Annotated in this window: 17 protein-coding genes and 2 pseudogenes; 17 read left to right on the forward strand and 2 right to left on the reverse strand. The window is 69.2% G+C overall.

Going from position 1 to position 22,659, the window contains the following annotated elements; genetic code table 11:
- The 11 genes and pseudogenes from ABD255_RS37105 to ftsZ all read left to right on the forward strand — a co-directional run.
- Nucleotides 1-272: pseudogene (locus ABD255_RS37105) on the forward strand (hypothetical protein); the annotation flags it as partial.
- Nucleotides 269-2,050: a peptidoglycan D,D-transpeptidase FtsI family protein gene (locus ABD255_RS37110; protein WP_344221485.1), complete on the forward strand. Its 1,782-nt coding sequence runs from the start codon at nucleotides 269-271 to the stop codon at nucleotides 2,048-2,050. The pseudogene ABD255_RS37105 and the gene ABD255_RS37110, both read left to right, overlap by 4 nt.
- 50 nt (nucleotides 2,051-2,100) lie before the next feature.
- Complete coding sequence (locus ABD255_RS37115) at nucleotides 2,101-3,642, forward strand: UDP-N-acetylmuramoyl-L-alanyl-D-glutamate--2,6-diaminopimelate ligase (RefSeq protein ID WP_344221486.1); 1,542 nt, start codon at nucleotides 2,101-2,103, stop codon at nucleotides 3,640-3,642.
- Nucleotides 3,639-5,033 carry a UDP-N-acetylmuramoyl-tripeptide--D-alanyl-D-alanine ligase gene (locus tag ABD255_RS37120; RefSeq protein ID WP_344221487.1) on the forward strand — a complete coding sequence of 465 codons (1,395 nt, stop codon included), beginning with the start codon at nucleotides 3,639-3,641 and terminating at the stop codon, nucleotides 5,031-5,033. Before ABD255_RS37115 ends, ABD255_RS37120 begins: the two co-directional genes overlap by 4 nt.
- Nucleotides 5,030-6,091: a phospho-N-acetylmuramoyl-pentapeptide-transferase gene (mraY, locus tag ABD255_RS37125; protein ID WP_344221488.1), complete on the forward strand. Its 1,062-nt coding sequence runs from the start codon at nucleotides 5,030-5,032 to the stop codon at nucleotides 6,089-6,091. The genes ABD255_RS37120 and mraY overlap by 4 nt, the downstream gene beginning before the upstream one ends.
- Entirely contained in the window at nucleotides 6,088-7,542 is a 1,455-nt protein-coding gene (gene murD / locus ABD255_RS37130) for a UDP-N-acetylmuramoyl-L-alanine--D-glutamate ligase (RefSeq protein WP_425554631.1), read from the forward strand. Before mraY ends, murD begins: the two co-directional genes overlap by 4 nt.
- Before the next feature lie 17 nt (nucleotides 7,543-7,559).
- Nucleotides 7,560-8,837: a putative lipid II flippase FtsW gene (gene ftsW, locus ABD255_RS37135; RefSeq protein ID WP_344221490.1), complete on the forward strand. Its 1,278-nt coding sequence runs from the start codon at nucleotides 7,560-7,562 to the stop codon at nucleotides 8,835-8,837.
- 5 nt (nucleotides 8,838-8,842) lie between these two features.
- Complete coding sequence (gene murG / locus ABD255_RS37140) at nucleotides 8,843-9,931, forward strand: undecaprenyldiphospho-muramoylpentapeptide beta-N-acetylglucosaminyltransferase (protein WP_344221491.1); 1,089 nt, start codon at nucleotides 8,843-8,845, stop codon at nucleotides 9,929-9,931.
- A gap of 7 nt (nucleotides 9,932-9,938) precedes the next feature.
- Nucleotides 9,939-11,378, forward strand: a complete 1,440-nt coding sequence (gene murC, locus ABD255_RS37145; protein ID WP_344221492.1) for a UDP-N-acetylmuramate--L-alanine ligase — start codon at nucleotides 9,939-9,941, stop codon at nucleotides 11,376-11,378.
- Between the two features lie 18 nt (nucleotides 11,379-11,396).
- Nucleotides 11,397-12,137 (forward strand): cell division protein FtsQ/DivIB, encoded by a 741-nt coding sequence (locus tag ABD255_RS37150; RefSeq protein WP_344221493.1) that lies wholly within the window; start codon nucleotides 11,397-11,399, stop codon nucleotides 12,135-12,137.
- Nucleotides 12,138-12,363: 226 nt separating this feature from the next.
- Nucleotides 12,364-13,368: pseudogene (gene ftsZ, locus ABD255_RS37155) on the forward strand (cell division protein FtsZ); the annotation flags it as partial.
- 864 nt (nucleotides 13,369-14,232) lie between these two features.
- Here ftsZ and ABD255_RS37160 read toward each other — a convergent pair.
- A complete protein-coding gene (locus ABD255_RS37160; protein WP_344221494.1) occupies nucleotides 14,233-14,751 on the reverse strand; it encodes an ArsR/SmtB family transcription factor in 519 nt (172 codons plus the stop codon).
- 58 nt (nucleotides 14,752-14,809) lie between these two features.
- Here ABD255_RS37160 and ABD255_RS37165 point away from each other — a divergent pair, with 58 nt between their 5' ends.
- From ABD255_RS37165 to ABD255_RS37190, 6 genes are all read left to right on the forward strand, one after another.
- On the forward strand, nucleotides 14,810-15,724 hold the full coding sequence (locus tag ABD255_RS37165) for a S41 family peptidase (protein ID WP_344221495.1): 915 nt from the start codon (nucleotides 14,810-14,812) through the stop codon (nucleotides 15,722-15,724).
- Between the two features lie 10 nt (nucleotides 15,725-15,734).
- On the forward strand, nucleotides 15,735-16,466 hold the full coding sequence (gene pgeF, locus ABD255_RS37170) for a peptidoglycan editing factor PgeF (protein ID WP_344221496.1): 732 nt from the start codon (nucleotides 15,735-15,737) through the stop codon (nucleotides 16,464-16,466).
- On the forward strand, nucleotides 16,463-17,173 hold the full coding sequence (locus tag ABD255_RS37175) for a YggS family pyridoxal phosphate-dependent enzyme (protein WP_344221497.1): 711 nt from the start codon (nucleotides 16,463-16,465) through the stop codon (nucleotides 17,171-17,173). Before pgeF ends, ABD255_RS37175 begins: the two co-directional genes overlap by 4 nt.
- 74 nt (nucleotides 17,174-17,247) lie before the next feature.
- Entirely contained in the window at nucleotides 17,248-17,766 is a 519-nt protein-coding gene (locus tag ABD255_RS37180; RefSeq protein WP_344221498.1) for a cell division protein SepF, read from the forward strand.
- A 37-nt stretch (nucleotides 17,767-17,803) separates the two neighbouring features.
- Nucleotides 17,804-18,109: a YggT family protein gene (locus ABD255_RS37185; protein WP_344221499.1), complete on the forward strand. Its 306-nt coding sequence runs from the start codon at nucleotides 17,804-17,806 to the stop codon at nucleotides 18,107-18,109.
- A gap of 210 nt (nucleotides 18,110-18,319) precedes the next feature.
- A complete protein-coding gene (locus tag ABD255_RS37190; RefSeq protein WP_020387363.1) occupies nucleotides 18,320-19,090 on the forward strand; it encodes a DivIVA domain-containing protein in 771 nt (256 codons plus the stop codon).
- A gap of 281 nt (nucleotides 19,091-19,371) precedes the next feature.
- Here the strand turns inward: ABD255_RS37190 and ileS are convergent, their stop codons facing one another.
- Nucleotides 19,372-22,524 carry an isoleucine--tRNA ligase gene (ileS, locus tag ABD255_RS37195; protein WP_344221500.1) on the reverse strand — a complete coding sequence of 1,051 codons (3,153 nt, stop codon included), beginning with the start codon at nucleotides 22,522-22,524 and terminating at the stop codon, nucleotides 19,372-19,374.
- Nucleotides 22,525-22,659 lie beyond the last annotated feature (135 nt).

The following is a 22,659-nucleotide window of genomic DNA, read 5'->3' on the forward strand; positions in this document are numbered from 1 at the left end:
GAAGACCGCCCCTGGGCGACTGCGCGCTGCAGCCGCCAGCAGCGGCCGAGCCGCTACCGGGCGCGCTGCCGCAGCCGCCAGGGCGGCCGCAGGCGGTGCCGGCGGTGCTGGCGGTGCCGGCGGTAGGGGCGCCGGCGGCAGGACTGCTCCAGGCTCCGGCAGTGGTCGGGCTGGGCAGGGGAGAGGTCGTGCGGGTGCGCCGCCGCGGAAGCGGGCGGCGCAGAGTCGGCCGCCGCGGAAGCCTCGGGTTCGGAAGCCGCCTCGGACGTTGAAGTTGGGGCGGCCGGCGTTGCGGTTGCGGTTGACGTTCGGGGTGGTGGCGTTGGTGCTGTCGCTGTTCGCCGGGCGGTTGATCGTGTTGCAGGGAGTCGACCCGGACTCCTACGCGCTGGCCGCGACCAAGGAGAACACCAGGCCGTTCCTGCTGCATGCCTCCCGGGGCGCGATCCTGGATCGCAACGGGGTGCCGTTTTCGGTGTCCGAGGACGCCGTGGCGATCACGGCCGACCCGACCCTGACGAGCAAGGTCGCTCCGCAGTTGGCGACGCTGCTCGCGGCGAAGGTGCCGGGTACGAAGTACGACGACCTTCTCGCCGGTCTGACCAAGAAGGGCCGCTACGCGCTGCTTGCGCACAAGGTCAGCCCGCAGATCTGGAACCAGATCGAAACCGAGTTGAAGGCCCGCAACGAGGTCATCGTCGAGCAGAACAAGGGCAAGGCCCAGGACGCGAAGGCGCCGCTGCTCACCGGCCTCTACACCGAGTCGGACCCGATCCGCAGCCACCCGTACGGCACCGTCGCCGCGAACGTGGTCGGCGTCGTCGGCGACGAGGGCAAGGGCCTGGCCGGGCTCGAGTACGGGCTGAACGACAAGCTGTCCGGCAAGGACGGCAAGGCGATGTACGAAGTCGATGCCAAGGGCAACAAGATCCCGAACGCCGACCACACCGTCGAGGAGCCGAAGCCGGGCCTGACCGCGCAGCTCACCCTGGACGCCGACCTGCAGTGGTTCGCGGAGAAGCGGATCGAGCAGGCGGTCAAGCAGTACAAGGCCGAGTCCGGCACGGTGATCGTCCAGGACGTGAAGACGGGCGAGTTGCTGACGGTCGCCAACTTCCCGACCTACGACCCGAACAAGCCGCTGAAGGGTCAGTCGCTGAAGAACCCCGCGATCGAGCAGATCTACGAACCCGGCAGCGTGCACAAGATCGTCACGATGGCCGCGCTGGCGGACGCCAACAAGATCTCGCTGGACACCAACCTGCAGGTGCCGGGCAGCATCGTGGTGCAGCGGCGGGTGATCAAGGACCACTTCCCGCACGGCACCCTGAACCTGACGATCGCGGGCGTGATCGCCAAGTCGTCCAATGTCGGCACCATCATCGCGTCGAAGGAGATGGGGGTTCCGCAGTACGTCCGCTACCTGAAGGGGTTCGGCTTCGGCGAGCCGACCGGCCTGAACTATCCCGGCGAGAGCCGCGGCCGGGTCCCGGCCGGCGACGAGTGGCCCGACCTGACCTACGCGACCGTCTCCTTCGGCCAGGGGCTGGCCGTGAACGCCATCCAGATGACCGCAGCCGTGAACGCGGTGGCCAACGGTGGCGTCTACATGCCGCCGAAGCTGGTCAAGAACTACATCGACACGAACGGCAACCAGATCCCGAACCCGACCGCCCCACCACGCCGGGTGGTCAGCGAGACCGCCGCGAAGGAGGTCTCCACGATGATGGAGGCCGTCACCGCCAAGGGTGGTACCGCGCTGCAGGCGGCGATCGACGGCTATCGCGTCGCGGGCAAGACCGGTACCGCGCAGCAGACAGGTGAGGGCTGCGGCGGCCGCTACTGCAAGTGGGCGACTTCTTTTGCCGGATTCGCTCCTGCCGACAACCCACGCTTCGTTACGTACGTCGTACTCCAGAACCCGACGAACGGGCGCAGCGGTGGTGGTCAGGGAGGCCCGGTGTTCCGCGACGTGATGAGTTACGCACTGCAGAAGTACGTTGTTCCGCCGACTGGTGCGAAGCAGCCCCTCGTGCCGTTGACCTGGTGACGCCGGGTCAGGTAGGTGTCACCGGGCCCGGAGCGGTAGCCTCTGGGCCCGTGTCCACCCCAACCGCCGCAGGCGGAGCCGTTGCCTCCATCAGGCCGCAACGGACCGTACCGATCGGCCTCGCCGACCTCGCCAGAACCGCCGGAGCCAAGGCCCCGACGGAGCTCGCTGACGTCTCAGTGACCGGCGTGTCACTCGACTCCCGCTCGATCCTGCCGGGAGACCTGTACGCCGCTTTGCCGGGTGCGGTTACTCACGGCGCCCAGTTCACCGCGAACGCCCAGGCAGCCGGCGCGGTCGCGGTACTGACCGATCCGACGGGTGAGGAGCGGGCGCGAGCCACCGGGTTGCCGGTTCTGGTCGTCGCCAGGCCGCGCGAGGTGCTCGGAGCGGTCGCCGCCAAGATCTACGGCGAACCGACCAGCGAACTGCGTCTGCTGGGAGTCACCGGCACGAACGGCAAGACCACCACCAGCTACCTGCTCGACTCCGTACTGCGAACGCTCGGCCAGACCGCATTGATCGGCACCATCGAGACCCGGATCGGGGACGAGGTGGTCAAGAGCGTCCGGACCACCCCGGAGGCGACCGATCTGCAGGCGTTGTTCGCGGTGATGCGGGAGAAGGCCGTCGCCTGGTGCTCGATGGAGGTGTCCAGCCACGCGCTGGCGATGGGCCGGGTGGACGGCGCGCGCTTCGCGGTCGCCGGGTTCACCAACCTGACCCAGGACCACCTGGACTTCCACAAGACGTTCGAGGAGTACTTCGCCGCGAAGGCCTCGCTGTTCACACCCGAGCGGTGCGACCTGGCCGTCGTGAACATCGACGACGAGTACGGCCGCCGCCTCGCCGCGCAAACCGTCGTACCGCTCGTGACGGTGTCGACCACCGGCGACGCCGACTGGACGGTCACCGGTACGCATCAGTCGGAGCACGGCACTACGGTCCTGGACATCCAGGGACCGGAGGAGACCCTCACCGTCGAGATCGCCCTGCCGGGTGACTTCAACGTGGCGAACGCGTTGCTCGCGGTCGCGATGCTCCGGCAGGTCGACGTACCGGCCGACAAGATCGCGGCGGCGCTGCAGACGGCCGCGGTACCGGGGCGGATGGAGACGTTCAGCCGGGCCGACGGCCTGTCGGTGATCGTCGACTATGCCCACACCCCGGACGCGGTGGAGTTGGCCCTGCGCGCGGCGCGGACAGCGACCAAAGGCCGTCTGTTCGCGGTCGTCGGCTGTGGTGGCGACCGGGACCCGGGCAAGCGCCCGGCGATGGGCGCGGCCGCGGCCCGCGCGGCCGACGTGGTGATCGTGACCGACGACAACCCGCGCAGCGAGGACCCGGCGGCGATCCGCGCCACCGCGATCGCGGGCGCGCGGGCAGCGGTTCCGGACGTGGACCTGCGCGAGGTGGGCGACCGCCGCGCGGCGATCGTCACCGCGATCGAGCTGGCCGGTCCGGGCGACACCGTGGTGGTGCTGGGCAAAGGCCACGAGACCGGCCAGGACGTCGGCGGTGTGATCCACCCGTTCGACGACCGGCAGACCGTGCGTGAATCGATGGCGGCATCCGAGGAGTCGGCACAGTGATCCCTGTCAGTTGCGGCCAGATCGCCGAAGCGGTCCGCGGCGAACTCGTCGGCGTCGATCCGGCGGCCGTCGTCGACGCGCCGGTCGAGATCGACTCGCGCAAGATCACCGCGGGCGGGCTGTTCGTCGCGTTCGCCGGCGAGAACGTGGACGGGCACCAGTACGTCCCCGCCGTGACGGCGGCCGGTGCCACCGCCTCCATCACCACCCGCCCGGTCGAAGGCAGCCCGTGCATCGTGGTCGAGGACGCCCAGGCAGCGCTCGGTGAGCTGGCCAGGCTGGTGGTCTCCCAACTGCCCGACCTGACCGTGATCGGCCTGACCGGTTCGCAGGGCAAGACCAGCACAAAGGACCTGATCGCCCAGCTGATCCAGCCGTACGGCGCGACGGTGGCGCCGGTGGGCTCGTTCAACAACGAGCTCGGCCATCCGCTGACCGCGCTCAAGGCGGACCAGAACACCCGGTACCTGGTGGCGGAGATGGGCGCCCGCCACGTCGGCGACATCAGCTATCTGTGCCGGATCACGCCGCCGCAGATCGGCCTGGTGCTGAACGTCGGCTACTCCCACATCGGCGAGTTCGGCAGCCAGGACGCGATCGCGGCGGCCAAGGGCGAGCTGATCGAGGCTGTCCAGCCGGGTGGCACCGCCGTCCTGAACGCTGACGACCCGCGGGTCGCGGCGATGGCGAGCCGGACCGAGCAGACCGTGGTCACCTTCGGCGAGGCGCCGGACGCCGACGTTCGCGCGAGCGGGATCACGCTCGACCCGACCGGCAGGCCCGGGTTCACGCTGCACCTGGGCGGCGAGGAGCATGCGATCCAGCTTCAGTTGGTCGGCGAGCACCACGTGGCGAACGCGCTGGCCGCGGCGGCCGCAGTACGGGCTGCGGGGTTGACGCCTGAGCAGATCGCCGACGGGCTCAACGCCGCCACGGCCGTCTCCAAGTGGCGGATGGAGGTGACCGAGCGCGCGGACGGCGTCACCGTCATCAACGACGCGTACAACGCCAACCCCGACTCGGTCCGCGCCGCGCTCAAGGCGCTGGTCGCGATCGGCCGCACCCGGAAGGCGCGGACCTGGGCCGTCCTTGGCGAGATGCGCGAACTGGGCGACACCAGTACCGAAGAGCACGACGCGATCGGCCGGCTCGCGGTCCGGCTGGACGTGAACCGCCTGGTGGCGGTGACCGAACCGGCCCGGCCGATCCACCTGGGCGCGTCCCTGGAAGGATCCTGGGGCAACGAGTCGGCGTACGTCGACGACATCGACGGAGCGCTCGAACTGCTCCGCAAGGAACTGCAGCCGGGTGACGTGGTGCTGGTCAAGGCCTCTCGCGCGGCCGGTCTGGAGAGACTGGTCGCGGCCCTGCTCGAGGAGGCTTCGCAGTGATCTCGATCCTGCTCGCGGGTGCCGTGTCCATGGCGCTCACGTTGCTCGGTACCCGGCTGGCGATCAACCTGCTGGCCAAGCGCGGCTACGGCCAGCTGATCCGGGACGACGGACCGACCTCGCACCATACGAAGCGCGGGACGCCGACGATGGGCGGCACCGTCTTCATCGTCGCCACCATCGTCGGCTACTTCGCGGCGAAGCTGTTCACGATGAAGCCGCCGAGCGCCTCGGCGCTGCTGGTGCTCTTCCTGTTCGCGGGAATGGGCGCGGTCGGCTTCCTGGACGACTTCATCAAGATCTTCCGGCAGCGCAGCCTGGGTCTGCGCAGCAAAGCGAAGCTGGCCGGCCAGACGCTGGTCGCGGTCGCCTTCGCGATCCTGGCGCTGCAGTTCCCCGACGAGCGCGGGCAGAATCCGGCCTCGCCGTTCATCTCGTTCATCCGCGACATCCAGTGGCTGCACCTGGTGCCGGTTCTGGTGGTGATCTGGATCCTGCTGCTGATCGCCGGCATGTCGAACGGCGTCAACCTCGCCGACGGCCTGGACGGACTCGCCACCGGCGCCTCGATGATGGTCTTCGGCGCCTACACGCTGATCTGCATCTGGCAGTCCAACCAGAGTTGCGCGACCGCGCCGGGGGCCAAGTGTTACGAAGTACGCGATCCGCTCGACCTGGCGGTGGTCGCGGCCGCGCTCACCGGCGCGTTGTTCGGCTTCCTGTGGTGGAACGCGTCGCCGGCCAAGATCTTCATGGGTGACACCGGCTCGCTGTCGCTGGGTGGCGCGCTGTCCGGCTTCGCCGTGATGACCCGGACCGAACTGCTGGTCCTGCTGCTCGGCGGCCTGTTCGTCATCATCACCGCCTCCGTCATCCTGCAGGTCGGCTTCTTCAAACTGACCAAGGGCAAACGACTGTTCCGGATGGCGCCACTGCACCACCACTTCGAGATGCTCGGCTGGGAACAGGTCAACGTGGTGATCCGGTTCTGGATCATCTCCGGCCTGTGCGTCGCCACCGGCCTCGGCTTGTTCTACGCGGAATGGGTGGCCGGATGATGAGCCCCAGTACACGCCTCAGCACACGGACCGACGACGGCTGGTCGACCACTCGCTTTGTCGTGCTCGGGTTCGGTACGGCGGGCTATGCCTGCGCTGACTCGCTGTTGCAGGCCGGTGCCGAGTTCGTCACCGTGCTCGACGACCGGGACACCGAGGCGCTGCGCGAGAAGGCGCAGATCCTCGAGACCCTCGGCGCCACCATCAAGCTCGGCCCCGGCAGTACGGCGGAACTCCCGGCCGACGTGGAGATCGTCGTCACCTCGCCGGGCATCCCACCGCACGCGCCGCTGCTCGCGTCCGCCGTCGAGCGCGGGATCCCGGTCTGGAGCGAGATCGAACTGGCCTGGCGGCTCCGCGACCCCGCCAACGCCGCGCCGTGGTTGTGCGTCACCGGAACCAACGGCAAGACCACCACGGTCCAGATGCTGACCTCGATCCTGACCGCTGCCGGCCACCGGGCGGTTGCCGCGGGCAACGTCGGGCTGCCGCTGCTGGAAGCCGTGATGGACCCCGAGCCGTACGACGTGATCGCGGTCGAGCTGTCCAGCTACCAGTTGCACTTCACCGACTCGATGTCGGCGCACTCGGCGGCGGTGCTCAACATCGCGCCGGACCACGTGGACTGGCACGGTTCGCTGGACGCCTACGCGCTGGCCAAGGGCAAGATCTACGAGAACTGTCAGGTCGCCTGCGTCTACAACGTGGCCGACCCGGCGACCGAGCGGCTGGTCGAGGACGCGGACGTGATCGAGGGCTGCCGCGCGATCGGCTTCACCCTCGGCATGCCGGCGATCTCGATGGTCGGCCTGGTCGAGGATCTGCTGGTCGACCGCGCCTTCGTGGAGCAGCGGGCCTCGTCGGCGCTCGAGTTGGCGGGCTTGAAGGACATCACCCCGGCCGCTCCGCACAACGTGGCGAACGCGCTGGCCGCGGCCGCGCTGGCCCGAGCGTTCGGCGTACCGGCGACCGCGGTGCGGGACGGGCTGCGGGTGTTCCGTCCGGACGCGCACCGGATCGCGCACGTCGCGGACGTTGCCGGGGTCAACTATGTGGACGATTCCAAGGCGACCAACCCGCATGCCGCGCAGGCCTCCTTGCTGGCCTACGAGCACGTCGTCTGGATCGCCGGCGGGCAGGCGAAGGGTGCGACCTTCGACGAGTTGGTGATCGCCGCGAAGGACCGGTTGCGGGGTGTGGTGCTGCTCGGGCAGGACAAGCAGGTGATCGCCGAAGCACTTGCCCGACACGCACCCGATGTCCCGACGATCACTGTCGAGGCAACCGACACTGGTGCTATGCAGACAGTGGTGGGGGAGGCGACGAAGCTGGCGCAGGTGGGGGACACCGTGCTGCTCGCGCCCGGCTGCGCGTCGTGGGACATGTTCGCCAACTATGGAGCCCGCGGAGACGCCTTCGCCGAAGCCGTCCGACGGCTGGGCGACCACTGAGCTGAGGTGATCGCGTCATGACGATCACGGATCAGCCGAAGGACAAGGCCGGCAGCACTGCCGATCGCCCCTGGCTGGCGGCGATCAAGGACGTGCTGGACCGGCCGCTGACGTCGTACCACATCCTGCTCGGCGCGACCGGCCTGTTGCTGGTGCTCGGGCTGCTGATGGTGCTGTCGGCCTCCAGCGTGCTGTCGCTGCGGGCGAACGGGAACAGCTACACGATCTTCTACCGCCAGATCATCTGGGTCGGCGTCGGCCTGCCGATGGCCTACGTCGCGTCGCGGATGACGCCGCGGCACTTCCGGATGCTCGCGTACGTCGCTCTGCTGGGGTCGGTGTTCCTGCTCGTCCTCACCTACGTGCCGGGTCTGGGCGTCGGGGTGAAGGGCAACACGAACTGGCTGCACCTCGGCGGTCCGCTGCAGATCCAGCCGAGCGAGTTCGCCAAGCTGGCGCTGGTGATGTGGTGCGCGGATCTCTACGCCCGCAAGCAGAAACTGCTGACCCAGTGGAAGCACCTGCTGGTGCCGATGGTGCCGGTCTGCGGGCTGGTGATCGCGCTGATCGTCGGCCAGCACGACCTGGGCACCTCACTGGTGCTGATGGCCGTGATGATCGGGCTGATCTGGGTGGTCGGCGCGCCGACCCGGCTGTTCGTCGCCACCATCGTGGTGGTCGGCACCATCGCCGCGTACTTCGTCAGCACCGCGCAGCACCGGATGGACCGGTTGATGAACTTCACCAACCCGCTGGCCGATCCCGGCGGGGTCGGCTGGCAGGCGTACCACTCGTTCTACGCGCTCTCCACCGGCGGCTGGTGGGGCGTCGGGATCGGCAACAGCCGGCAGAAGTGGGGCAACCTGCCCGAGGCGCACACCGACTTCATCTTCTCGGTGATCGGTGAGGAACTCGGGCTGATCGGGTCACTGACCGTGCTCGCGCTGTTCCTCACCCTGGCCTATGTCGGGGTGCGGATCGCGACCCGCAACACGGACCCGTTCGTCCGCTATGCGAGCGCCGGAATCACCATCTGGCTGATGGCCCAGACGCTGGTGAACCTGGGCGCGGTGATCGGACTGCTACCCATCGTGGGTATCCCGCTCCCGCTTTTGTCGTACGGTGGGTCCGCACTGCTGCCGACGCTGATCGCGATCGGCATGCTGCTGTCCTTCGCGAAGGCCGAACCCGGCGCGCAGGCCGCCCTCAAGGAGACCCGGCGGCCTCGGTTCGAGTGGATGTCTTCGTGGCGCACACCTGGCCGAACCGGCCGTGAGAACACGCGGGAGCGTTGAAAGCTGTGCCCAGCATCGTCCTGGCCGGTGGCGGTACCGCCGGCCATACTTCCCCCCTGATCGCCACCGCCGACGCCCTGCGCCGGATCGACCCGACCGTCGAGATCATCGCCCTCGGCACCGAGCGCGGCCTCGAGACGCGGGTCGTCCCGGAGGCCGGCTACCGGCTCGAGTTGATCCCGCCCGTGCCGCTGCCGCGCAAGCCGACGCCGGCGCTGTTCGCAGTACCGGGCAAGATGCTGGGCTCGGTGAACGCGGCGCGCAAGATCCTCGACGAGGCCAAGGCCGACGTGCTGGTCGGCTTCGGCGGTTACGTCTCGACCCCCGCGTACGTCGCCGCGTGGCGCCGCAAGACACCGATCGTGGTGCACGAGGGCAACGCCGTACCCGGCATCGCGAACAAGTTCGCCGCCCGGTACTGCACGCACAACGTCATCACCTCCTTCCCCGGCACGGACCTGCCGCACGCCCAGTACGTCGGGCTGCCGATCCGCCGGGCGATCTCCACGATGGACCGGGCGGCACTGCGGGCCGAGGCGCGCGCCTTCTTCGGGCTGGACCCGGAGGCCCCGACCGTGTTCGTCACGGGTGGTTCGCAGGGCGCGCAGCGGCTGAACGAGGCGTTCGCGAGCGCCGCGGCGGACCTGCGGGCCGCGGGAGTGCAGGTGCTTCACGCGATCGGGCCCAAGAACACCCTTGAAGTCCCGCAAACGGGGAACCTGCCTTATGTGGTGCTCTCGTACGTCGACCGGATGGACTACGCCTACGCCGCCGCGGACCTGGTGGTCTGCCGGGCGGGGTCGAACACCGTCACCGAGGTGTCCGGCGTCGGGCTGCCGGCGATCTACGTTCCGTTGCCGCACGGCAACGGGGAGCAGGCGCTGAACGCCAAGCCCGTGGTGGATGCCGGCGGCGGGCTGCTCGTCGACAACGCCGCGGTGACCCCGGAGTGGGTCCGGGCGACCGTTCCGCAACTTCTGCACGACCGCGCGCGTCTGACAGCCATGTCCGCCGCGGCGCAAGGCCTGATCCGCACCGACGCCGACGACCGGTTGGCGCGGATCGTCCTGGATGTGGTGAGGTCTGCTTCGTGATCGTCCAATGATTATTTCAGTCCCTGATGCCATCTTCCCCGCGGAGAAGCTGGGCCGGGTCCACTTCGTCGGAATCGGCGGGGCCGGCATGTCCGGCATCGCCCGGATCATGGCGTCCCGTGGGATCGAGGTCTCCGGCTCCGACGCCAAGGACGGCAAGGTGCTCGCGGCCCTGCGCGCGCTCGGTGCCACCTGCTGGGTCGGCCACGCCGCCGAGCACGTCGCCGAGGCGGACACCGTGGTGGTGTCCACCGCCATCCGCGAGACCAATCCCGAGGTGGTCGCGGCCCAGGCCGCCGGGATCCCGATCCTGCCCCGGGCCGCCGCCCTGGCCTCGGTGATGGTCGGCCGGCGCACGGTGGCCGTGGCCGGTACGCACGGCAAGACCACCACCACGTCGATGCTGACGGTCGCGCTGCAGCACTGCGGCGCCGACCCGTCGTACGCGATCGGCGGCAACCTCAACGAGTCCGGCTCGAACGCGCACGACGGCACCGGTGACCTGTTCATCGCGGAGGCCGACGAGTCCGACAAGTCCTTCCTGACCTACAGCCCCGAGGTCTCGATCGTCACCTCGGTCGAGCCGGACCACCTGGACAACTACGGCGACGAGGCCAGCTACACGCTCGCCTTCGAGCAGTTCTGCGACCGGGTCCTGCCCGGCGGCTTCATGGTGATCTGCGTCGACGACGCGGGCGCCCGCCGGCTCGCGGAGTTCGCCCGCGCCCGCGGCATCGACGTCCGGACGTACGGCGAGTCGCTGGACGCCGACACCCGGGTCACCGAGATCACCGCGACCGGGGCGGTCCAGTCCTTCGTGCCGGTGTACCGCGGCCGCAGGCTGCCGGTGGTGAACCTGCAGCAGGCCGGCAAGCACAACGCGCTGAACGCGTCGGCGGCGCTGACCGTCGGGCTCGGGCTCGGCTTCTCCGCGGCGGACCTGGCCGAAGGGCTCGCGTCCTTCACCGGGACCGGCCGGCGGTTCGAGTTCAAGGGTTTCGAGGACGGCGTCCGGGTCTTCGACTCCTACGCGCACCACCCGACCGAGTTGGCGGTGGACCTGACGGCGGCCCGGCAGGTGGCGGGGGAGGGGCGCGTGATCGCCTGCTTCCAGCCGCACCTCTTCAGCCGGACCAGGATCTTCGCGACCCAGTTCTCCGAGGCGCTCGCGCTGGCGGACGAGGTCGTCGTGATGGACGTGTTCGCGGCCCGCGAGGATCCCGAACCCGGCATCACCGGCGCGCTGATCGCGAACCACGTGCCGCTGAAGCCGGACCAGGTCCGCTTCGAGCCGTCGTGGTCCGCAGTACCGCGGGTGGTCGCGGATCTGGCCGAACCGGGCGACCTGGTGGTCACCCTGGGTGCGGGAGACGTCACTCTCATCGGTCCCGAGGTGGTCGGCCTGCTGGCCGAACGGGCTGCCGCCGCGGCGGCGGTCGCGGAGTGAGCCGGTGGTGAGCGGGGGATGAGTCAAAGCACTGACCTGGCCCGGGCACAGCAGCGGTTCGCGCGCCGGCAACGGTTGGTGCGATGGCGTGGCTGGCTGCCCTGGGCGGCCGGCGGCCTGCTGGTGGTGATCGGCGCGATCGCCGCCTGGTTGTTCTACTTCTCGTCCGTCCTGGCGGTCTCCGGGGTGAAGGTGGCCGGCGCCGATACGGTGCCTACGGCAACGATCACCGAGGTGGCCGGGGCGCCGATCGGGACGCCGCTGGCGAAGGTCGACCTGGCCGCGATCGCCGAGCGGGTCCGGACGATCCAGGCGGTCGCCGACGCGCAGGTGACCCGGGACTGGCCGAACCAGGTGAAGATCGTGGTGACCGAGCGGCTGCCGGTGGTGGTCGTCACCGACGGCAGCAACTTCGAACTGGTCGACGCGACCGGGGTGGCCTTCAAAACGGTGGCGGCCAAGCCGGACGGGTTGCCCGAGGCGCTGGTGGTCGGCGACCGGCGCGACGTCACGATCCGTTCGGTGGTGACGGTTTCGGCCGCGCTGCCGGTCTCGCTGCGCGAACAGGTCGAGTCCATCTCGGCCGCCTCGCCGGACTCGATCACCCTGAACCTCGGGTCCAAGGTGAAGGTCGTCTGGGGCAGTTCCGATGACAGTGAGCGCAAGGCCGAAGTACTCAGCGTGCTGATGCGTCGCGATGCCAAGGTGTACGACGTCTCGGCGCCCGATCTCCCTGTCACCAAAGGCGAAAAGAAGTGATCCGTCTCATCGTGGTAGACGGCGGCGAGGCGCGTGGACATTGCTGGATCGGGTCCCGTAGCGTGCGAAGGAATCTACAGTCGAGATATCTCTAACCATCCACTAGAGGTTCAGGCTTTTCCGAGTGCCGGACAACGGGGATCGGTGTACGGAAGGGTCCGAGGCAGGCGCAGCTCGGACGGCCAACCGGCCATAACGGGAACAGAACGAGGCGAGAGGCGCGGACGTGGCGGCACCGCAGAACTATTTGGCACTCATCAAGGTCGTCGGTATCGGCGGAGGCGGCGTCAACGCCGTCAACCGGATGATCGAGCACGGTCTGAAGGGCGTTGAGTTCATCGCCATCAACACCGACGCCCAGGCGCTGCTGATGAGCGACGCGGACGTCAAGCTCGACATCGGTCGGGAGGAGACCCGGGGCCTCGGCGCCGGCGCGAACCCGGCGATCGGGCAGAAGGCCGCCGAGGACCACGCGGAGGAGATCGAGGAGGCGCTCAAGGGCGCCGACATGGTCTTCGTCACCGCGGGTGAGGGCGGCGGCACCGGCACCGGCGGCGCGCCCGTGGTGGCCCGGATCGCCCGCTCGCTCGGCGCGCTGACCATCGGTGTGGTGACCCGGCCGTTCTCGTTCGAGGGCAAGCGCCGCGCGACCCAGGCGGAGGACGGCATCGCCACCCTCCGCGAGGAGGTCGACACGCTGATAGTGATTCCGAACGACCGGCTGCTCACCATCTCCGACCGCGCCGTGTCCGTGCTGGACGCCTTCAAGCAGGCCGACCAGGTGCTGCTGCAGGGTGTCTCCGGCATCACCGACCTGATCACCACTCCCGGCCTGATCAACGTGGACTTCGCCGACGTCAAGGCGGTCATGTCGAACGCGGGCTCCGCGCTGATGGGCATCGGCTCGTCCCGCGGCGAGGACCGCGCGGTCGCGGCCGCCGAGGCGGCCATCTCCTCGCCGTTGCTTGAGGCAAGCATCGAGGGTGCGCACGGGGTGCTGCTGTCGATCGCGGGTGGTTCGGACCTCGGCCTGTTCGAGATCAACGAGGCGGCTCAACTGGTCTCGGAGTCGGCGCATACCGACGCGAACATCATCTTCGGCGCGGTGATCGACGACGCGCTCGGCGACGAGGTCCGGGTGACCGTGATCGCGGCCGGCTTCGACGGCGGGATGCCGAAGCGCCGCGAGCAGGCGATGAACCAGGCACGCCCGCAGAACCGTCTTCCGGCCGCTGGTGGTGACGTCGCGACGCAGGGCGTACCGCGGTCCACGCACGCTGAGGCGCAGGCTCAGGCTCAGCAGTCGGCCAACCAGCCGCCGCCGTACGGCACGCCGCCTGCCGGCGCGGGTCAGGCGCCTGCTGGTCAGGGTGCTGGCGGCTTCAGTGCGGGCGGTCAGAACGGTCAGGGTGGCCAGAGCGGTGCCGGTGGCCAGGGTGCCGGCGGCTTCGGCCAGGGCAACGCCGGGCAGGGCAACGGCGGGCAGGGTGCCGGCGGACAAGGTGCCGGTGGCTTCGGTCAGGGCGCTGACTCGGCCGGGCAGGGTTCTGGCGCGCAGGGTTCAGGCGCCCAGGGTTCGAACGCACAGGGTTCGAACGCGCAGGGTTCGAACGCGCAGGGTTCGAACGCGCCGGGCCAGGGCGGCCAGGGCGCTGGCGGCTTCAGCTCGGGTGGTCAGGGTGCTGCCGGGCAGGGCTCGGGCAGCCAGGGAACTGGTGGGGTGGCGTACCAGCCGCCGGCCGGGACTCCGGCGACCGACGACACCGTTCCGGTGCCGAACACCGACCAGAGCCGTGGGACCACCCACTCCGCTCGCCCGCAGGCCGGAGAGTCGGTCCGTACCCCGCAGCCGCAGTCCGACCAGCCGCCGGTTCCGCACACCCCGGCCTCGCCGATCTCCTCCCCGCAGGCCCCGACCCACTCGTGGCCCACGACAGGCCCGTCGAACTCCCCGTCCTCCCAGCCGGCTCCCCAGCGCCAGCCCCGCAAGCCGGACAACGACGAAGACGACCTCGACATCCCCGACTTCCTGAAGTAGTCCCCTCGGGGGGCCCGCTCGGCCGGCACCGGATCGGCGGAGCGGAGCGGGTGACCATCAGCTCGGCTGGTTCGCCTGGCGGGGCCGGTAGACCGAGACGACGACGCCGTGGCGTGCCTCACCGGGGCCCGCGTCCGTCAGGTCGCTGACCAGTTGGGTCAGCCGATCCTGCAGTTCTTCTGCCTGACGTTCCGTCAGCCGCAGATTGCGCAGCTTGAGGAGCGGTTGTCCCTCGGCCGACTCCAACTCGGCGGCCACCGCCTGCAGGGTGACCACGCGGTTCGCCCGTCCGCCTTCGCCACTGAAGTGCAGTTGCCTCGCTGTCCGGCGGTAGTACTGCTCAGTCCCACCGCGCACCTGACGTGTCTCGACCACCCGCACCATCCGGGCCTCGCGCAGTACGCCGAGATGATGCGCCACATTCCCCTTCGCGGTCCCGAGCGTGGCGGCCAGTTGGCTGATCGTCGCCGCCTCCTGGCCCAGCGCGAACAGCAGCCGGTGACGCAGCGGATGTCCCAGGGCCTTGAACTGCTCCGACGTCGAGATCTCGAGCTGTTCCTCCATGTCGTCGGCCATGGGATCAAGCGTCAATTGTTCTTGACGCTTTGTCAATGCCGGTGCTTCACTCGTCGGCATGCGTACAGATGAGATCCATGCGGTGATCGATCGGCTCGCCGCCCTGGTCGCCGTGCACTACGTCTTCCCCGAGGTCGGCGCCGAGATCGCCGACCGGCTGACTGAGGCGGTCAAGGACGGCCGGTACGACGACCTCGGTGACCCCGAGCAGTTGGCCGCGAAGGTGACAGCCGACCTCCAGATCGGCAACAACGACAAGCACCTGCGGCTCAAGTTCCACCCCGACGAGGTGGTGGACGAGACCGATCCGGGTGCCGACGAGGCGGACTGGCGTCGGCGGGCCGCGCTGGCGGCCGGCGGGATGGCGCGGGTCGAATGCCTGCCGGGCAACGTGGGCCTGCTGGAGATCCGTCCGCTGCTGTTCTACCCGGCGCACGCCGGGCCGGCCGTGAGCGCGGCCATGTCATTGCTGGCGGCAACCGACGCGCTGCTGATCGATCTGCGCGGCTGTCTGGGCGGGTCGCCCGACATGGTGGCCTTCCTGTGCAGTCACCTGTTCGACGGCGAACCGGTTCACCTGAACGATCTCGTCACCCCGGCCGACGGCACGGTCCGGCAGTTCTGGACGATCCCGCACCTGCCCGGCCCGCGCTTCGGCGGCAGCAAGCCGATCTGGGTGCTCACCAGTTCGACCACCTTCTCCGGCGGTGAGGAGTTCGCCTACGACCTGCAGCAACTCGGCCGCGCGACGATCGTCGGCGAGCGGACCGGTGGCGGAGCCCACCCGCGCGAGGGCTTCAAGCTGCACGCGCACCTGGAGGCGACCGTGCCGGTCCAGCGTGCGGTCAACCCCGTCTCGGGCACGAACTGGGAGGGCGTCGGGGTCGTTCCGGACGTCGAGACCAGCGCCGCGGATGCCTACGACGAGGCGTACACGCGGGCGGTGGCCAGTTTGGTTGCCGTGGCTGGATAGCCTTCGGGATGTGTTCGGTTACGACGAGGTTCTCGACGGTGTCCGCTTCGCCTTCACCGACCGCTTCGGCGGAGCCAGCCGGCCGCCGTACGGCGAACTGAATCTCGGCAGCGCGCAGGGGGACGAGGCCGACGCGATCGCGGAGAACTTCCGCCGGATCGCGACCGAGTTCCACGTCGGCGCCGACGCGGTCGTGCGGGTCAGCCAGGTGCACGGCCGGGACGTGCACGTGGTCCGGCCGGGCGACGAGTTGCCGGTCCGGCCGATGCGGACCGCGGACGCCGTGGTCACCACCCGGACCGATGTCGCGCTCTGCGTCCGGGCGGCCGACTGCCTGCCGGTGCTGCTGGCGGACCGCGTCAACGGCGTGATCGGAGCCGCCCACTCCGGCCGCAAGGGCCTGTACGCCGGTGTCGTGCCGGCCGCCGTCGAGGCGATGCGGCAGCTCGGGGCCGAGCGGATCACCGCGGTGCTCGGGCCGTACGCGTGCGGGAACTGCTACGAGGTCCCCGAGCAGATGCGAGCCGAAATTGCCGAGCGCGCGCCGGCGTCGTACGCCGAGACGAGCTGGGGGACACCGTCGATCGACGTCGCGGCCGGCGTCGCGGCGCAACTGGCCGAGCTGGACTGCGCGGTGGTCGATGCCACTCGGTGCACCATCGAGTCGGAGGACCTGTACTCGTACCGGCGCGAGGGCCCGGTCAGTGGCCGGATGGCCGGACTCGTCAGGCTGGCCCCGTGAGCCGCGAACAGGAACTGGCCGAGAACCTGCGGGTCGTGCGCGAGCGGATCCAGGCGGCCTGTGTGGCGGCCGGGAGGTCCGAGGACGCGGTCACACTCGTGGCGATCACCAAAACCTTCCCTATCAGCGACGTACGGGCGCTGGCGGCCCTCGGAGTACGGGATCTGGGCGAGAACCGGGAGCAGGAGCTCAAGGTCAAGGCACCGGACTGCCAGGACGTGACATGGCACTTCGTCGGCCAGTTGCAGTCGAACAAGGCCCGCTCGGTGGTCCGCAACGCGTCCGTCGTGCACTCGGTCGACCGCTCCTCCCTGGTGAAGGCGCTCTCCCACGCGGCCGTCGAGGAGGGACGCGTACTGCGCTGCCTCCTGCAGGTGAGCCTTGCGGCGTTCGGGCCGGCGGAGGCGGCGACCGGCAGAAGCCGGGGCGGCGTCGAGCCGGACGACGTACCGGCGCTGGCCGCTGAGGTCGCCGCGGCAGACGGCCTGGAACTCGGCGGAGTGATGGCTGTCGCGCCGCTGGGATCCGACGCCGACGAGGCGTTCGGGGGACTCGAGAACGTAGCCTCGCGGTTACGCTCCGAACATCCCGGCGCCGACTGGATCTCGGCCGGCATGAGCGCCGATCTTGACGCCGCGATCAGGCGTGGAGCGACACACGTTCGGCTCGGGCGCGCATTACTCGGTACGCGTACTCCTCTGGGTTAGTGTCGACATCGAGCAGGTTCTGAGACCTGCCCGTATTCGTCGGCGGAAGTACCGGACCGAGGGGCTGGAGGGCCATGAGCGGCGCGTTGCGCAAGATGGGTGTGTACCTCGGCTTGGTCGAGGACGGGGAGCGCTACAACGCTCGCTACGACGACGACGAGTACGAAGACGGCTATGACGACTACGAGGACGAGGCCGTCGACGGGGAGTCCCACGAGACAGAGCCGGTGACCGCGCGTCCCGACGAGCAGGTCGGCACCGTCAGCAAGTTCCCAGATCGACGTGGCGTGACTGCTTCCCCGGAGGTTACCGAGTTGGCCCGCATCACCACCGTGCACCCGCGCAGCTACAACGAAGCGCGCGTGATCGGTGAGCACTTCCGTGACGGCACCCCCGTCATCATGAACCTGACCGAGATGGACCACTCCGACGCCAAGCGGCTGGTCGACTTCGCCGCCGGGCTGATCTTCTGCTGCCGGGGCTCGATCGAGCGGATCACCACCAAGGTGTTCCTGGTCTGCCCACCCAACGTGACGTTGGCCGCGGAGGAGAAGGAAAAGATCGCCGCGGACGGGTTCTACAACCAGAGCTGAGGCCCGGTTTCCCCGGTCTTCTACACTCTTGTCTGACATGGATGCTCTCGTGCTGGTCCTCACCGTTCTCAGCTGGGTGCTGCTCGCCTTCTTCCTGATGCTGGTGGCGCGCTTCGTGCTCAGTCTGATCGTCATGTTCGCGCCCCAGTGGCACCCGAAGGGCCCGCTCCTGCTGCTCTTCGAGGTGGTCTACTCGGTCACCGACCCGTTCCTGCGGCCGCTGCGGCGGATCCTGCCCCCGATCGGTGCCGGTGGCATCCGGATCGACCTGTCGATGCTGATGCTCTTCGTGCTCGTCTCACTGGCGATGTCGATCAACTCGACCGCGATCAGGTCGTTGTGATCTTGACGGAACCGGCTGATTCACAAGGGAGTCGGAGCGTGAGGACTCCAGGACCTGGGTAGGAGCAGAGCCGAGAAACTCCGACCACGGGGAACGTTATCGCCCGCCCGGATTCCGCCAGAACACAACGAAGCGATAACGTGATCTACTGAGTCGCCGAGGTCAACGCCTGCGGGGACTCAGCCAAGACACAGACAAACGAGGTGAAAGATGCCGCTGACGCCGGATGACGTCCGCTCGAAGCAGTTCACGCCCGTCCGATTGCGGGAGGGCTACGACGTCACTGAGGTCGACTCCTTCCTTGACGAGGTCGAGGCCGAGCTCGAGCGACTTCTCGCCGAGAACGAGGAGCTGCGGGCGAAGCTTGCCGCCGCTCAGCGCGCCGGGAGTGGGCAGGACCGCCCGGTGGTCGACCAGACCGCCGCCCTGCCGCCTGTCGTGCAGCAGCCCAAGCCGGCTCCAGTTGTCGTGGAGAAGCCCGAAGAGAAGCCACCGCCAGTCGTCGCTCCTGCGGTAGCGGCCGCGGGGGCTGCTGCGGCAGCAGGAACCGTCGGCGACGCGTCCAGCTCCGCCGTGCGGCTGCTGGAGATGGCCACCAAGCACTCCGACGACCTGGTCCAGGAGGCGAAGGACACCGCCGACAAGATCATCGGCGAGGCCCGCGCCAAGGCCGAGCGACTGGAGAACGAGGCTCGTGGCAAGGCCGACCGGATGACCGGCGAGGCCCGTGCCCGCGCCGAGAAGCTGGACGGCGAGATCGCCGAGCGCCGCGCCCAGATGCTGGGCACGCTGGAGAAGCAGAAGGGTCAGCTCGAGCGCACCATCGACGACCTGCACGCTTACGAGCGCGAGTACCGCAGCCGGCTGAAGACGTACTTCACCGAGCAGCTGAAGGCACTCGGCAACGGCGATGACACGCTGAGCCCGCGCAACGGCTTCCGCCCGGAGGCCCGCGCCCAGGCTCACGGCCACGGCGTGTAAAGAACCACCTGACGTTCTGAGTTTGTCTGGCCTCTGACAGAGGCGGTGCTAATCCGGCAGCACCGCCTCTTCGTCATGTCCGGACAAATCTGACTGACTGTCGCTCCCTCGTGACACAGGGTCCCCACCTAGGCTGCCGGACATTCGGCCAGGACCACGGGCCCCCTCGTCCGCCGAGGGCGCCGGCACAGTCCCCGCTGCGGTGCACGATGCTGCCGACCGACCAGCTCTCCTGGTCCCGGTCTGCGAGCGCGGCGGGATGCTCCGCCGCGCTGGAACTCTCAGGCCTTGGTGAGCCAGTAGCTCAGGCCGAGTTCTTCGTCCGAACCGGTGACCGTCGTAGTGCTTGCCGGGGGCGCCGACAGGGTGAGGTCGGTCGCCAGGACCTCGCGGGCGATCTCGTCGGCGTGCTTGCCGAGGGCATCGGACAGTTCGGCGTCGGTCGACGTCAGCCAGACGGTGATCCGGTCCGACACCTCCAGGCCGGCGTTCTTCCTGGCCTCCTGCAAAGTCCGTACCACCTCGCGAGCGAGCCCGGCCTGCTTGAGCTCCGGCGTCACCTCGAGGTCGAGTGCCACTGTCTCGCCCTGCTCGTTGACGACCGACCAGCCTTCCCGCGGGCGCTCGGACAGCAGCACCTCGTCGGGGCCAACCTCGACGTTCTCGCCGTCGACCACCACGGTCGCCGTACCGGAGGCCTTCAGCGAGGCGGCCAGTTCGGCGGCGTCGGCGGCGGCGATCGCGGCCGCGACCACCGGCGTCTGCTTCGCGAACCGCTTGCCGAGCACGCGGAAGTTGCCCTTCGCCGAGTACTCGACCAGGTCCGCGCCGGCCGAGGAGAGCGGTTCCACCGAGCCCACGTTCAGCTCTTCGGAGATCTCCTTCAGCAGTTCGTCGTCCAGATCGGCGATCGCGGCGGAGCCGACCAGCGCCCGGCCCAGCGGCTGCCGGGTCCGGACCTTGGCCTCGGCGCGCGCCGACCGGCCGAGTTCGACGACCCGGCGGGCCATCGACACGTGCGTGGCCAGCCGGTCGTCGATCAACGCGGCGTCGTACTCCGGGAACGCGGCCAGGTGGACCGACTCGGCCAGCCCGGGGGTGACCGGGCGGAACACGTCCTGCCAGACCCGCTCGGTGACGAACGGGGTGAGCGGCGCCATCAACCGGGTGAGCACGTCGAGGGTCTCGTGCAGGGTGGCCAGCGCGCCGGCGTCACCCGCCCAGAACCGGCGACGCGAACGCCGCACGTACCAGTTCGACAGCACGTCGATGAACTGACCGATGACCGCGCCGAGCTTCTGCGTGTCGTACGCGGCGTAGGCCTCGTCGGTGTCGCGGACCAGCCGGTGCGTCTCGCTGACCAGCCAGCGGTCCAGCACGGAGCGCTCCGCGACCGGCGGCGCCTCGTCAGTCGGGGACCAGTCGGCGAGGCGAGCGTAGAGCGAGTGGAACGAGACCGTGTTCCAGTAGGTCAGCAGCACCTTGCGGATGATCTCGTTCAGCACGTTCGGCCCGATGCCGCGTGCCTTCCACGGCGAGCCGGAGCAGGCCATGAACCAGCGCACCGCGTCCGCGCTGTGGTCGTTCATCAGCGGGATCGGCTCGAGGATGTTGCCCAGGTGCTTGGACATCTTCCGGCCGTCCTCGGCCATGATGTGCCCGAGGCACACGACGTTGCGGTACGACGACTCGTCGAACACCAGCGTGCCGATCGCCATCAGCGTGTAGAACCAGCCGCGGGTCTGGTCGATCGCCTCGGAGATGAAGTCGGCCGGGTAGGCCTTGGCGAACTTCTCCTCCGACCCCTCGACCCACGGGTAGCCCCACTGCGCGAACGGCATCGAGCCCGAGTCGTACCAGGCGTCGATCACCTCGGCGACCCGGCGGGACTCCTCGCCACAGGTCGGGCAGGCGAAGGTGATGTCGTCGACGAACGGGCGGTGCGGATCCGTCGCGCTGACGTCGCGGCCGGCCAGTTCGCCCAGTTCGGCGAGGGACCCGACGCAGACCTGGTGGTCCTCCTCGCAGCGCCAGATCGGCAGCGGAGTACCCCAGTAGCGGGAGCGGGAGACAGCCCAGTCGATGTTGTTGCGCAGCCAGTCGCCGTACCGGCCCCACTTGACCGAGTCGGGGAACCAGTTGGTCTTCTCGTTCTCCCGCAGCAGGGCGTCCTTCACCTGGGTGGTGCGGATGTACCAGGACGGCAGGGCGTAGTACATGACCGGGGTGTGGCAGCGCCAGCAGTGCGGGTAGGGGTGCTCGTACGGCACGTGCCTGAACAGGACGCCACGTCCGGCGAGGTCGTTGACCAGGTCCTCGTCGGCCTTCTTGAAGAACTGCCCGCCGACCAGCGGTACGTCGGCCTGGAAGGTTCCGTCGGCCTCGACCGGGTTGACCACTGGCAGTCCGTACGCCCGGCAGACGATGAGGTCGTCGGCGCCGAACGCGGGGGACTGGTGCACCAGACCCGTGCCGTCCTCGGTGGTGACGTACTCGGCCAGTACGACGTAGTGCGCCGGCTCGGGGAACTCCACCAGCTCGAACGGCCGCTGGTAGTTCCACCGCTCCATGTCGCGGCCGACGTACCGGTCGGTGACGGTCCAGCCCTCGCCCAGCGCGCTCAGCAGCGGCTCGGCCACGACCAGGGACTCGTTGCCGTCGGTAGCGACGACGTAGTCGACCTCAGGATGTACTGCGACCGCTGTGTTCGACACGAGCGTCCACGGGGTCGTGGTCCAGACCAGCAGCGACGCCTTGCCGGCCAGCGGGCCGGAGGTCAGCGGGAAGCGCACGTAGACCGACGGGTCGATGACTGTCTCGTAGCCCTGCGCGAGCTCGTGGTCCGACAGGCCGGTCCCACAGCGCGGGCAGTACGGCGTGATCCGGTAGTCCTCGACCAGCAGGCCCTTGTCGTGGATCTGCTTCAGCGACCACCAGACGGACTGGACGTACTCCGGGTCCATCGTCCGGTACGGGTGTTCCATGTCCACCCAGTAGCCCATCCGGGTGGTCAGGTCGGCGAAGGCGTCGACGTGGCGCAGTACCGACTCGCGGCACTTCGCGTTGAACTCGGCGATGCCGAACGCCTCGATGTCCTTCTTGCCGTTGAAGCCGAGTTCCTTCTCCACCGCGACCTCGACCGGCAGGCCGTGGCAGTCCCAGCCGGCCTTGCGCTCGACCGAGAAGCCCTTCATCGTCCGGTAGCGCGGGAAGACGTCCTTGAAGACGCGGGCCTCGATGTGGTGGGTGCCGGGCATGCCGTTCGCCGTCGGCGGGCCCTCGTAGAACGTCCACGGAGTACCGCCGGCCGTCTGCTCGAGGCTCTTGGCGAAGGTGTCCTGCTCGTCCCAGTGCGCGAGCACGTCCCGCTCGATCGCGGGCAGATCGACCTGAGCCGGGATCTGCCGCCAGGGGGTGTTGGGGTTGTTCGCCATGTCTTTCGTCCTTCGTCGAGCCTGTCGCTTGACGAAGGGACGAGGCGCCGGCGCCGTCACCGGGTTCCCGCGGTACCACCCTCCTTGGTGACCTGAACCTGATCACCCACTTCATTTGCCCCGCTGCCGGTTCTA

It is taken from the genome of Kribbella sancticallisti (assembly GCF_039530625.1).
GTDB lineage: Bacteria > Actinomycetota > Actinomycetes > Propionibacteriales > Kribbellaceae > Kribbella > Kribbella sancticallisti.

Excerpts from the sequence above, each read along its gene's own strand:
- murD (WP_425554631.1), top strand. The coding sequence starts at position 6,088 with ATGATGAGCCCCAGTACACGCCTCAGCACACGGACCGACGACGGCTGG.
- ftsW (WP_344221490.1), top strand. The coding sequence starts at position 7,560 with ATGACGATCACGGATCAGCCGAAGGACAAGGCCGGCAGCACTGCCGAT.
- murC (WP_344221492.1), top strand. The coding sequence starts at position 9,939 with ATGATTATTTCAGTCCCTGATGCCATCTTCCCCGCGGAGAAGCTGGGC.
- ABD255_RS37150 (WP_344221493.1), top strand. The coding sequence starts at position 11,397 with ATGAGTCAAAGCACTGACCTGGCCCGGGCACAGCAGCGGTTCGCGCGC.
- ABD255_RS37160 (WP_344221494.1), bottom strand. The coding sequence starts at position 14,751 with ATGGCCGACGACATGGAGGAACAGCTCGAGATCTCGACGTCGGAGCAG.
- ABD255_RS37165 (WP_344221495.1), top strand. The coding sequence starts at position 14,810 with ATGCGTACAGATGAGATCCATGCGGTGATCGATCGGCTCGCCGCCCTG.
- ABD255_RS37180 (WP_344221498.1), top strand. The coding sequence starts at position 17,248 with ATGAGCGGCGCGTTGCGCAAGATGGGTGTGTACCTCGGCTTGGTCGAG.
- ABD255_RS37185 (WP_344221499.1), top strand. The coding sequence starts at position 17,804 with ATGGATGCTCTCGTGCTGGTCCTCACCGTTCTCAGCTGGGTGCTGCTC.
- ABD255_RS37190 (WP_020387363.1), top strand. The coding sequence starts at position 18,320 with ATGCCGCTGACGCCGGATGACGTCCGCTCGAAGCAGTTCACGCCCGTC.
- ileS (WP_344221500.1), bottom strand. The coding sequence starts at position 22,524 with ATGGCGAACAACCCCAACACCCCCTGGCGGCAGATCCCGGCTCAGGTC.